Annotated in this window: 11 protein-coding genes; 10 read left to right on the plus strand and 1 reads right to left on the minus strand. The window is 29.2% G+C overall.

The features are described from left to right. Nucleotides 1–22 precede the first annotated feature (22 nt). From AC2TY9_RS00955 to accA, 6 genes are all read left to right on the plus strand, one after another. Complete coding sequence (locus AC2TY9_RS00955) at nt 23–2,731, plus strand: diguanylate cyclase (protein WP_489778853.1); 2,709 nt, start codon at nt 23–25, stop codon at nt 2,729–2,731. A 58-nt stretch (nt 2,732–2,789) separates the two neighbouring features. Further along, entirely contained in the window at nt 2,790–3,539 is a 750-nt protein-coding gene (locus AC2TY9_RS00960) for a 7-carboxy-7-deazaguanine synthase QueE (protein ID WP_489778855.1), read from the plus strand. A 40-nt stretch (nt 3,540–3,579) separates the two neighbouring features. Further along, nucleotides 3,580–4,323 (plus strand): 3-oxoacyl-ACP reductase FabG, encoded by a 744-nt coding sequence (fabG, locus tag AC2TY9_RS00965; RefSeq protein ID WP_489778857.1) that lies wholly within the window; start codon nt 3,580–3,582, stop codon nt 4,321–4,323. A 62-nt stretch (nt 4,324–4,385) separates the two neighbouring features. Next, nucleotides 4,386–4,616 (plus strand): acyl carrier protein, encoded by a 231-nt coding sequence (acpP, locus tag AC2TY9_RS00970; protein ID WP_044416373.1) that lies wholly within the window; start codon nt 4,386–4,388, stop codon nt 4,614–4,616. A gap of 128 nt (nt 4,617–4,744) precedes the next feature. After that, nucleotides 4,745–6,001 (plus strand): beta-ketoacyl-ACP synthase II, encoded by a 1,257-nt coding sequence (locus AC2TY9_RS00975; protein WP_489778860.1) that lies wholly within the window; start codon nt 4,745–4,747, stop codon nt 5,999–6,001. Nucleotides 6,002–6,018: 17 nt separating this feature from the next. Continuing rightward, nucleotides 6,019–6,954 carry an acetyl-CoA carboxylase carboxyl transferase subunit alpha gene (gene accA / locus AC2TY9_RS00980; RefSeq protein ID WP_489778862.1) on the plus strand — a complete coding sequence of 312 codons (936 nt, stop codon included), beginning with the start codon at nt 6,019–6,021 and terminating at the stop codon, nt 6,952–6,954. A gap of 21 nt (nt 6,955–6,975) precedes the next feature. Here accA and AC2TY9_RS00985 read toward each other — a convergent pair whose 3' ends face one another. After that, nucleotides 6,976–7,305 (minus strand): histidine triad nucleotide-binding protein, encoded by a 330-nt coding sequence (locus AC2TY9_RS00985; protein ID WP_489778864.1) that lies wholly within the window; start codon nt 7,303–7,305, stop codon nt 6,976–6,978. Nucleotides 7,306–7,412: 107 nt separating this feature from the next. Here AC2TY9_RS00985 and pheS point away from each other — a divergent pair, with 107 nt between their 5' ends. From pheS to AC2TY9_RS01005, 4 genes are all read left to right on the plus strand, one after another. Further along, on the plus strand, nt 7,413–8,411 hold the full coding sequence (gene pheS / locus AC2TY9_RS00990) for a phenylalanine--tRNA ligase subunit alpha (RefSeq protein WP_489778866.1): 999 nt from the start codon (nt 7,413–7,415) through the stop codon (nt 8,409–8,411). After that, on the plus strand, nt 8,408–10,732 hold the full coding sequence (gene pheT, locus AC2TY9_RS00995; protein WP_489778868.1) for a phenylalanine--tRNA ligase subunit beta: 2,325 nt from the start codon (nt 8,408–8,410) through the stop codon (nt 10,730–10,732). The genes pheS and pheT overlap by 4 nt, the downstream gene beginning before the upstream one ends. Nucleotides 10,733–10,746: 14 nt before the next feature. Then, nucleotides 10,747–12,027: a 3-phosphoshikimate 1-carboxyvinyltransferase gene (aroA, locus tag AC2TY9_RS01000; RefSeq protein ID WP_489778869.1), complete on the plus strand. Its 1,281-nt coding sequence runs from the start codon at nt 10,747–10,749 to the stop codon at nt 12,025–12,027. A gap of 98 nt (nt 12,028–12,125) precedes the next feature. Continuing rightward, complete coding sequence (locus tag AC2TY9_RS01005) at nt 12,126–12,959, plus strand: 4-hydroxy-3-methylbut-2-enyl diphosphate reductase (RefSeq protein ID WP_489778871.1); 834 nt, start codon at nt 12,126–12,128, stop codon at nt 12,957–12,959. Nucleotides 12,960–12,963 lie beyond the last annotated feature (4 nt).

Genomic DNA, 12,963 nt, shown 5'->3' on the forward strand with positions numbered 1-12,963 from the left:
ACAATTGTAACAAGGACTGATTATGAGATTACTTTTCCTTGCTTTTATTTTTCTTTTTTCTTCGTTTAATTTATTATATGGGAAGAATAATGTTTCACTCCAACTTAAATGGAAACATCAATTTCAATTTGCTGGTTTTTATATGGCAAAAGAAAAGGGTTTTTATAATGAGTTTAATCTAAATGTAAAAATTGATGAATTACAAGAACAAAGACCTATTGAATCAGTATTAAACAATAAATTTACTTTTGGTGTTGGTGATTCATCTATCATCTTTGAAAAAATGAATGGTAAAGAGATAACTGCTTTATTCTCAGTGTTTCAACACTCCCCTTTAGTTTTAGTTGGATTAAAGAAAAATCAACTTGACCACCCCAATAAATTAGAAAACAAAATTATTGAAATTCCAAATTATTCTATTGCAAATATAGCAATACAAAATTTGCTCATAAATTCAAGAGTAAATTTTATTAAAAAAAATCCAACCTTTAGTATAGATGATTTAATTAGTAATAAAACTGACTTAATAAGTGGATATATTTCAAATGAGCCTTATTTGTTAAAAGAAAAAGGTTTCGAACCTTTAATTATAAATCCAAAAGATTGGGGGATAGATTTTTATGGAGATATGATTTTTGCAAGTAATAAATTAATAAAAGAAAATCCAGAAATTGTGGAAAACTTTTATAATGCTTCAATAAAAGGATGGATCTATGCTCTTGAAAATATAGAAGAAACAGTAGATGTAATATTAAAAAAATACAATACCCAAAATAAAAGTAAAGAATCTTTACTTTATGAAGCAAAAAGTTTAAAAAGACTAGCAGTAGGAGATTTGAAATATTTTGGGAAAATAGAACCTATAAAATTAAGACAAATAGCATCAAATTTTGCGTTAAGATTTGATGATAAGTTAAACTTTAAAAAACTTGATAACTTTATTTATGAACATAAAAATCCATATATAAAGTTAACCAAGAAAGAACAACTTTTCTTATCTCAAAATACTGATTTCACAATATGTACTCAGTACAATTTTTACCCCTTTGATGGTGTAAAATCAGAAAAAGTAATTGGTATCATGGGTGAGTATTTAGATAATGTTTCCAATTTGCTAAATATAAACTTTAAAGCTATTGCCTCAACATCAAATTCACAATTAAATCAAAGAGCTAAAAAAGGTGAATGTGATTTAATCTCATCGGTGTCACCAAAATCGAAAAGATTTAAAAATTTTACAGTAACAACACCATTTCTATGGGATGATTTTTGGATTATTTCATCAATAAAAGTTCCAGTAATTAATATTATTGATAAACTACCAAGAGATAGAGTTTTTTATGTACATTTTGAGGTTCATAAAAAACTTATTAATAGTTTTTATCCTGAATTAAATATTGTAGTAGAAAAAGATATTGATAAGATTATGGATATTATTTCTAAAGACGAACATTCGTCATTTTTATCTTTAGGTATTTATGCTGAAAGGATAATTCAAAAATATGGTTTTGACAAATTTAAAGTAAATGAAATTTTGACTAATGCAAAAATCAATGGCGGATTAGCTGTAAACAAAGATTTAGGTTTATTAAAAAACATTTTAGATAAAACAATTATTTACCTTGAAAAAAACAAAAATTTCAATCAAATTAGACAAAGATATATTTTAAAAGAGTATAAAGTTGAAAAAAACAACACCAACTTAATTTACCTTCTTGGATTTTTAATTTTTATTTTAATTATCACATTATATAAATATCACTTAACAAAAATTGAAAAACTAAAATTGCAAGAAAAGTTAAATAGTAAATTAAATGCTGAAAACTCAGCGCTTATTCAATTAAAAACTGCTGGAATTTTTCATATAAAGAACAATCATTTTTTATGGGCAAATGAAAAATTCTCTGAAATGTTAGGATTTGAAAAAGATGAAATCATTGGTAAAAACATTAGAACAATCTACAAAAAAGACAAATTGCTAGAATTAAAACTTTTTAAACAAATAAAAGAAAAAAGAACATTTAGTGGGGAATTGGTTTTAATAAAAAAAGATAAAACAAATATAATTGTTGATTTTTCTGCGAATGCACTTGAAAACAGCTACTCTAACGAATTGGCTAATTTTGAATTTATTGGAATGATAATTGATATATCCCAAAAGAAGAAACAAGAGATACAATTAAAAGAATTAAATGAAACTCTTGAACAAAAGGTACAAGAGCAAACTCATGAGATAAGAGAACAAGCATTAAAAGATTCTTTAACAAAAGCTTACAATAGGACTGCTTATAATGAAAAAATCGATGAGCTTTTAAATGAATATACAAGGTATAATATTTACTTTTCAATAATTTATGTTGATTTAGATGACTTTAAAAGAATAAACGACACTTTTGGTCACTATAAAGGAGATGAAGTATTAATAAACTTTTGTGAAATAGTAAAAGAGCATATTAGAGTTAATGATGAACTATATAGAATGGGTGGGGAAGAGTTTGCTATATTGCTTCCAAATACACAACTTGAAACAGCAAAAATAGTTTCAAATAAAATACTGCAATTACTAAGAAAAAATCTAAAAGTGGATGATAAAACTCCTATAACTATTAGTGGGGGACTTGTTCAAGTACTTAAAAATGATAGTGCTGAAACTATTTATAAAAGAGTAGATAAACTTTTATACAAATCTAAAAAAACTGGAAAAGATAAAATTACATCTTGTGATGAATAAAAATCTACTAAGTTTAAAATGGTAGTATTGCGAAAAAATAAAAAGAGATACAAATTTGATGCTTGAGATAAATGAAATCTTTGGACCAACTATACAAGGTGAAGGTAAGTTAATAGGGACACCTTCTATTTTTATTAGAGTTGGAAAATGTAATATGAAATGTGTTGGTTTTAATGTTGAATATGAGACGCCAAGTGGTATTAAAAAATGTTCATGTGACTCATACTATGCAGTTGATACAGCTTTTAAAGAGCAATGGCATAAAATGTCTTGCAAAGATATTATAAAAAAAGTCGAAGAATTAAAACCAAATTATAATGTTGATATTGTAATAACAGGGGGAGAACCATTGCTTTATTGGCAAAATGAACAGTTCCAATCTTTATTAAAATATTATGTAGAAAATAATTATAAAGTAACAATTGAAACAAATGCCTCATTAAATATAAACTTCACCCAAGATTATCAAGAAAAAATACTTTTTTCAATGAGTGTAAAACTATCTAACTCTTTAGAGCCATTAAAAAAAAGGGTTAATATTGATACCTTAACATCAATTATTGATAAAACAAAAGACTCATACCTAAAATTTGTCATTGACAAAGATTTTAAAGATCAAGCAAATAAAGAGATTAAAGCTATTTTATCTGAAATTCCAAAAGTAGAAGTGTATCTAATGCCTATGGGTGATACAGCCCAAGAGATTAACACAAATTGTGAAACAGTAATTGATATGTCAATAGAAAATGGTTTTAAATATTGTGATAGGCTTCATATAAGAGTTTGGGACAATAAAAGAGGCGTTTAGATATAATGCACAAAATTAAATTTTTAAAAGGAAATTGAGTATGAATTTTACAGGAACAAATGTACTTGTTACTGGGGCTTCAAGAGGAATTGGTGCACAAATTGCAAAAACTTTAGCAAACTATGGATTAAAAGTGTGGATCAACTATAGAAGTGGTGCCGAAGCTGCAGAAAAAATCAAAGAAGAGATTGAAGCTGCTGGCGGAAAAGCTGCAATTATTAAAGCTGATGTAACAAAAGAAGATGAATTTACTGCTGCAATTAAAACAATTGTTGATGCAGATGGAGAGCTAGCATATTTAGTTAATAATGCTGGTATTACAAAAGATAAATTGGCATTAAGAATGTCTGTTGAAGACTTTAATGATGTAATTACTGCAAACTTAACTTCTGCATTTATTGGATGTAAGGGCGCTTTAAAAGCTATGGGTAAAAAAAGATTTGGATCTATTGTAAATATCTCTTCAATTGTTGGGGAGATGGGGAACCCAGGTCAAACTAACTACTCTGCATCAAAAGGTGGCTTAAACGCTATGACTAAATCTTTTGCTAAAGAAGCAGCAGCTAGAGGGATTAGATACAATGCAGTAACTCCAGGATTTATTCAAACAGATATGACTGATGAATTAAAAGATGAAGTTAAAGCAGAATATGAAAAAAATATTCCATTAAGTAGATTTGGTCAACCAAGCGAAATTGCAGATGCAGTTGCGTTTCTTTTAAGTGACCATTCTTCGTATATTACAGGCGAAATATTAAAAGTAAATGGTGGGTTATACGTATAAGAAAGATTAATTAAATTTTTTTGTGGTATAATTTGGCGATAAATTTATAAAAGGAAATGAGTATGGCATTATTAGATGATGTAAAAGAAGTTGTTGTTGAACAATTAGATTGCGATCCAGCTGAAGTTAAAGAGGATTCTAAATTTATTGAGGATTTAGGTGCAGATTCACTTGACGTTGTAGAATTAGTTATGGCGTTAGAAGAAAAATTCGATATCGAAATCCCTGATGAAGATGCTGAAGGTATTTTAACAGTAGCTGACGCTATTAAATACATCGAAGATAACGCGTAATTTATAAGCTTTGTAAATTATGTGAAAGCCAGTAGTCATACTGGCTTTTTTTTCTCACTTTTTATTTGTATTATTGAGTTTTTCTTTAAAGATTGAATTATAAAAATATTTGATGTGGAGCATGTTTAATGAGAAGAGTTGTTATAACTGGTTTAGGAACAATTAATTCTGTAGGTCATAGTGTAGAAGAATCGTTTAAAGCGGTTGTTGATGGAGTTTGTGGTATTGATAGAATCACACTTTTTGATGCAAGTGAGTATCCTGTACAAATTGCAGGAGAGGTAAAAGATTTCGACCCTACAACTGTAATGGACAAAAAAGAGGTAAAAAAAGCTGATAGATTTATTCAATTAGGAATTAAGGCTGCTTTAGAAGCAATGATTGATTCTGGATTTGTAAATGCTGAAAATAAAAAAGTTGATGATTCTATAGCTGATAGATTTGGTCTTATCTCAGCTTCAGGTATAGGTGGATTATCTACAATTGAAAGAAACTCTGTAGTATGTGCTAATAGAGGTCCAAAAAGAATATCTCCATTCTTTATTCCTTCTTCATTAGTTAATATGTTAGGTGGATTTATTTCAATTGAGCATAATTTAAAAGGTCCTTCATTATCTCATGTTACAGCTTGTGCTGCTTCAACGCATGCACTTAATGATGCAGTAAAAACAATTAAAATAAATTCTGCTGACAAAGTTTTAGTTGTTGGTGCAGAAAGTGCCATTTGTGGTGCTGGTGTTGGTGGATTCGCATCTATGAGAGCATTATCAACAAGAAATGATGATCCAAAAACAGCTTCAAGACCATTTGACAAAGATAGAGATGGATTTGTAATGGGAGAAGGTGCAGGAGCATTAGTTCTTGAAGAGTATGATGCAGCTGTTGCAAGAGGTGCAAAAATTTATTGTGAAGTTATAGGATTTGGTGAATCTGCAGATGCAAACCATATTACTGCTCCTGTAATGGATGGACCATTAAGAGCAATGAGAGCTGCTGTTAATATGGCAGAAGCAACAATTGGTGAAAAAATTAAAATTGATTATATTAATACACACGGTACATCAACTCCTGTTGGAGATGTAAATGAATCAAAAGCAATTGTTGAATTATTTGAAGGGGCGGAAAATGCTCCACCTGTAACATCTACTAAAGGTCAAATTGGTCACTGTTTAGGTGCTGCTGGTGCAATTGAAGCAATTTTTGCAATTAAATCATTAAACGAAGGTATAATTCCTCCAACAATTAATATTCAAAATCAAGATGAAGAGTGTACTCTAGATTATGTTCCTGATAATGCAAGGGAAAGTGTTTTAGATACAGTTATGAGTAATAACTTTGGTTTTGGTGGAACTAATGCATCAGTAATTTTTAAGAAAATCAAGTAATTTTAAGGGACTGAATTTTGGCAACTTATTTAGATTTTGAAGACAAAATAAAAAAAATAGAAGAAGATATTATAGTTGCAAAAACTAAAAATGATGATCATGCTGTAGAGATTTTAGAAAAAAAACTAGAAAAAGAAGTTGAAAAAACTTTTAAAAATTTAAGTGATTATCAGAAACTTCAATTAGCAAGACATCCAGATAGACCATATGCAATGGATTATATCAATGGATTAATGACAAATGCCTATGAGATTCATGGTGATAGACATTACGTAGATGACCATGCAATTGTTTGTTACTTAGGATATATTGGTAATCAAAAAGTTATGGTTATCGGTGAACAAAAAGGACGAGGAACAAAGGGTAAAATCAAAAGAAACTTTGGTATGCCAAGTCCAGAAGGATATAGAAAAGCTTTAAGAGCTGCAAATCTAGCTGAGAAATTTGGGATTCCTATTTTAATGTTAGTGGACACTCCGGGTGCATATCCTGGAATTGGAGCTGAAGAAAGAAACCAATCAGAAGCTATTGCAAAAAATCTATATGAATTTTCTGATTTAACAGTTCCTACTGTATCTATTGTAATTGGAGAAGGTGGTTCAGGTGGTGCTTTAGCTATTTCTGTTGCAGACAAATTAGCTATGATGAGATATTCTGTATATGCAGTTATTTCACCTGAAGGTTGTAGTGCAATTTTATGGAATGACCCAGCAAAAGCAGAAACTGCAGCAAATGCCCTAAAGATTACAGCTGAAAATTTAAAAGAATTAGAATTAGTTGATGATGTGGTAAAAGAACCTTTAATTGGTGCTCATAGACAAAAAGATGAGGCGATTAAAGCTTTAGGTGATTATTTTATTTCTACTTTAGAAGAACTAAAAAAATTAACTCCAGCACAAAGACTTCAATTAAAATATGAAAAACTTATGAACTTAGGAAGATTTGAAGGTTAAGATAAGAGTTTATTAAAACTCCTATCTAACTAATTTACCAGCTGGCTCTCCACCAAGTATATGAAAATGTAAGTGTGGAACTTCTTGTCCTCCATCACTTCCAATATTTGTAATTAACCTATAACCTGACTCTCTAATACCTAATTTAGATACTGTTTTTTGAATAAACTCAGTCATATCTGCCATAATCTTCGGTGGCACAACATCAAATGAATCATAATGCTCTTTTGGAATAACTAAGACATGGACTTTTCTAGCTGGATTAATATCATTAAATGCCAAAAAATTTTCATCTTCAAGTACTGTTTGATTAGGTATTTCACCATTTACAATTTTGCAAAAAATACACATAGATTTCCCTTTAAATAGTTTAAAAAATATTATAACCAATCTCTAATAAATTTTTGAGTATAATCCCTAAAAATTATAGATACACACAATAAAGCAGGAGAACAAAAGTGACGCAATGGCTAGAAAAAATTAATAGTGCCGAATCACTTGAAGTACTAGAAAACTTGAGAGTTGAGACTTTAGGTAAAAAAGGTGTTATTACTGCACAGTTTGCAAAAATGAAGGATATTCCAGGTCCAGAAAAAAAAGAATTTGCTGCAAACTTAAATAAACAAAAAGCACAAATAACAGAAGCATTAGAAACAAAAAAAGTTATTTTAGAGAAAGAAGCACTTGAAGCTAAATTAAAAGCTGATAAAATTGATGTAACAAAATTCAATAATGAACTTTCATGTGGTGCAGTTCACCCTGTAACATTAACAATGGACAGAATCATAGAATATTTTCAAAATTTAAATTTTGCAGTTGAAGAGGGTCCATTAGTTGAAGATGATTTCCATAACTTTGAAGCATTAAATTTACCTAAATATCACCCCGCAAGAGATATGCAGGATACATTTTACAACAAAGATTATACACTTTTAAGAACACATACTTCTCCTACACAAATTAGAACTATGTTAGGCCAAGACAAAGATACACCAATTAGAATGATTGCACCAGGTACAGTGTTTAGAAGAGACTTTGATTTAACTCACACTCCAATGTTCCATCAAATTGAAGCATTAGTTGTTGATGAAGCAGATAAAATCTCATTTGCCAATTTAAAACACGTACTAGTGGAATTCTTACACCATATGTTTGGTGATGTTGATGTTAGATTTAGACCTTCATTCTTCCCATTTACAGAGCCATCAGCGGAAGTTGATATCTCATGTGTATTTTGTAAAGGCGATGGATGTAGAGTATGTTCACACACAGGATGGCTAGAAGTTCTTGGTTGTGGAGTAGTTGATCAAAATGTATTTAAAGCAGTAGGTTATGAAAATAAATCAGGATACGCATTTGGATTAGGTGTTGAAAGATTCGCAATGCTTATTCATAATATTGGAGATTTAAGATCTCTATTTGAAAGCGACATAAGATTATTAGGACAGTTTAAATGATAGTTACTAGAGCATGGTTACAAGAATATATTGATATTTCATCAATAAGTACAGAAGATATTTGTAAAACTTTAAACTCAATTGGATTAGAAGTTGATAGTTTAGAGGAACAAAAAATTCCTAAAAATGTTGTAGTTGGAAAAGTTTTAGAAAAAGAAAAACATCCAGATGCTGATAAATTAAATATCTGTCAAGTTGATATTGGATCAGAAACTGTTCAGATTGTATGTGGAGCTAAAAATGTAGCTGCGGGTCAATTTGTACCAGTAGCTGTAAATGGTTGTGACTTAGGTGGTGGTTTTAAAATAAAAAAAGCAAAACTTAGAGGTGTTGAATCAAATGGTATGATTTGTTCTTCTACTGAAATTGGTTTAGCAAAATTAAATGATGGAATTTTAGAATTAGATGATTCAATTGGTGAATTAATTATTGGTAAACAATTAAGTGATTATCCACTTTTAAATGACGATATTATTGAGATTGAACTAACTGCAAATAGAGGTGATTGTTTAAGTATTAATGGTGTTGCAAGAGAGTTAAGAGCATTTTACAATCTTCCACTTATTGAACAAGAAATTGAAATTGAAACAAACAATTTAGGTATTGGACAAGTTTTAGAAGTACAAACTAAATCCAACCTTGACTCAATTTTCATCTATACAGTAGCAAATACAAAAGATTTTAAACTTCCAGTATTACAAAAACTAAGAGTTGGTGTTATTGATAAATTTAAAGAAAAAGATTTAGATGATGCTTTAACTTATATAACACATTCAACAGGTGTTATTTTAAATGCTTATGCAAAATCTGATGCAAAAGCACAAAACTCTATTACTGCAATTACACTTGATAAAGATGAAGATGGATTTGATACAGTTACAGGAGATGAAAAATTAAGTACTATTTGTATCTCTCATGCTGATATTAACAAGGACAAAGGTAATGAGTATATTATAGAAGCAAGTTATACAAACCCTGAAACTTTATCTAAAAAAGTGTTTGAAACTAAAAAGAAAACTGGTGATGTTTATTATAAAAGTTCAAGGGGAAGTGAACCTGATATCAAAATGGGAATAGATACTTTCTGTACATTTATCTCAAAATTTGGTGCAAAAATCTATAATGGTAGAGAACTTTCTTTAGATACAGATGAAGAGTTAATGATTGATGCGAATATTAATAAAATCAATGCAATTATTGGTCAAGATATAGAAAAAGTAAAAATAGAAAAAATATTAAGTTCATTAGGTTTTGAAGTAAAAGATACAGATAAAAATGTTCTTTCTATTAAAATCCCACTATATAGACATGATATAAAAAATATTGCTGATATCACTGAAGAAGTTGTTAGAATTATTGGTATTGATAATATCAAGGCAAAACCACTTGCAATTGATGAAGTAAATAGAATAAATCAGACTTCAATTAATTTAATTAAGAAAAACGATTTAAGAGCAAAGGCTATTACAAATGGTTTTTACGAAACATTAACTTATGTATTTGCAGATAAAGAAAAATTAGAAAAGTATTCACTTCCTACTGTCAAAGAAGAGCTTGATATTTTAAATCCAATTGTAAAAGAGCTAGATACATTTAGAACTACAATTTTACTAAACCTTGTTGAAGCATGTTCAAACAATGTAAAATTTGGTTTAAAATCTATGGCATTTTTTGAACTAGGAAAAGTGTTTGATGAAAAAAGAGTTGAGTCAACAAAAATATCATTTGTATTCTCGGGACAAAAAGAGCTTGAATCAATCTCAAATTCTGGGAAACCAGAAAATATTGATTTCTTCTTATTTGCTAAAAAAGTTTTAAATACTGTTGGAAAATTTGAATTAGAGCCAATGGAAAAAATTGAAAATGACTTAATCCACCCATATCAAAATGCTTCAGTAATAATTGATGGTGAAAAAATTGGATTCATTTCAAAACTTCACCCAAGTGTTGCAAATGATTATGACTTAAGTGATACTTTTATAGCAGAAATCGATTTTGATAAAATCAAAAATGATTTAACAAAAGTTGAAAAGTATTCTAAATTCCAAGCTTCAAAAAAAGATTTAAGTATTGTTGTACCTAAATCTTTAGAATATAAAGAGATTAAAAATGTAATAAATTCTATAAATGATGAAAATATTAAACAGTTTAATTTAATAGATATTTATAGTGATGAAAAATTAGGGGATAAAGATAGTTTAACAATTAGATTTGTTCTTCAAAATCATGAAAAAACTTTAGAAGAAGATGATATTACAAGTTCAATGAATAAAATCATTAACTCATTAAATGAAGAGCTTGGATTAGCACTAAGAGATTAATAAAAAGGGAAAAAATGGAAAACTTTAATATTGAGAAATTAGATAAAGCTTTTGATATTGAGATTGACTCAATAGCAAGTGATAAATCAATATCACATAGATGTGCAATGTTTTCTATTTTTTCTAATGAAACTTCATATATTAAAAACTTTTTAACAGCAGAAGATACTCTAAACTCTTTAAGTATTGTTGAGCAACTTGGAGCAAAAGTTAAAAGAGATGGTTCAAGTGTAGAGATTACTCCAGCTGATAAATTGACAGAAGCAAAAGATGTACTTGATTGTGGAAATGCAGGAACAGGGATGAGACTTTTTTGTGGTCTTTTAGCTTCGGTTGATGGTGCTTTTACTCTAACAGGAGACAAATACTTAAGAGAGCGACCTATGAAAAGAGTTGCTAATCCTTTAAGAAGTATTGGGGCAAATATTGATGGAAGAGATAATGGGAATAAAGCTCCTTTATTTATTAGAGGTGTTAAAGAGTTAAAACCTTTTGTTTATGAATCACCAGTTGATTCTGCCCAAGTTAAATCTGCCCTTATTTTAGCAGCACTTCGAGCAACAGGAGTTTCAAAATATAAAGAGAATGAGTTAACTAGAGATCATACTGAAAGAATGTTAAAAGGTATGGGAGCACAAATTGAAACGGATAATGAAGGTTACATAAACATCCACCCTTTAGATGGTCATCTAAAGCCACTTAATATAACTGTTCCAACAGATCCTTCATCTGCATTTTTCTTTGCAGTAGCAGCAGCAATTACACCAAATTCAAGAGTATTGATTAAAAATGTAACTTTAAATCCAACTAGAATTGGAGCCTATGAAGTTCTTAAAAGAATGGGGGTTGAAGTTAATTTTATTAAAAAAGAGGATATCTATGAACCAATTGGTGATATAGAAATTAAATACAAAGAGTTAAATGGGGTTGTTGTAGAAGAACATATCTCATGGCTTATTGATGAGTTACCAGCACTCTCTATTGCAATGAGTTTAGCAAAAGGGAAATCTTTAGTAAAAAATGCTGAAGAGTTAAGAGTTAAAGAAAGTGATAGAATCAAAGCTGTTGTTTCAAATTTAGAAAAGTGTGGTGTTGAATACACAGAGTTTGAAGATGGTTACGAAATTCTTGGTGGTTCTTTAAAAAAGGCTAAAATCAATTCCCATGGTGACCACAGAATTGCAATGAGTTTCTCAATTGCTGGACTAAACTGTGGGATGGAGATTGAAGATGTTGATTGTATTTTAACTTCATTTCCAAATTTCAAAGAGATTTTAGATTCCCTAAAAGCTTAAAAACAATAAGTAGTTTTATTACTCATTATTTCGTTTAAGATAGTTTTACTATCTTTACGAAAAAATATTTAAATAGTATTAACTTAAAGGTTTTATATATGGAAGTAAAATTAGCATCTAGTTATGGTTTTTGTTTTGGAGTTAAAAGAGCAATAGATATTGCACAAAAATATGAAAATTCTGCAACAATGGGACCTTTGATCCACAATAAAAATGAAATAGATAGACTACAAAATGATTATAAAGTTGGTCTTTATAGAGATTTAAATGAAGTGAAACCAAATGATACAGTAATCATTAGAACTCATGGTATACCCAAACAAGATTTAAAAGATTTAAGAGCAAAAGATGCAAAGGTTATAAATGCAACTTGTCCTTTTGTTACGACTCCACAACAAATAGTTAAAAAAATGTCTCAAGAGGGATATTCAATATTAATTTTTGGTGATAGTGAGCACCCTGAAGTAAAAGGTGTAAAATCATATGGCGAAGATTTAGATGATGTACATGTAATCTTAGAAAAAAGTGAACTTGACAGTATAAACTTTAAAAATGATAAAATTGCAACAATAGCTCAAACAACTAGAAAAAAAGAGATTTATCTAGATATCGTTAATAGTTTAATATTAAAAAATAAGGAAGTTAGAGTATTTAATACTATTTGTGATGCAACATTTGAGAACCAAGATGCTGCAAGAGATCTTTCAAAAGAGGTTGATATTATGGTTATTATTGGAGGAAAAAACTCTTCAAATACTAAACAATTACACACTATTTCTTTAGAAAATTGCAACGATTCTTACCTAATTGAAAATGAAACTGAACTAGATTCTTCATGGTTTGAGAATAAAAAATTGTGTGGAATAACTGCAGGAGCTAGCACTCCTGATTGGATTATCCAACAAGTTGTAGATAAAATTAAAAAATATTAAACAT

Source organism: Arcobacter sp. ISO1, from assembly GCF_058105185.1.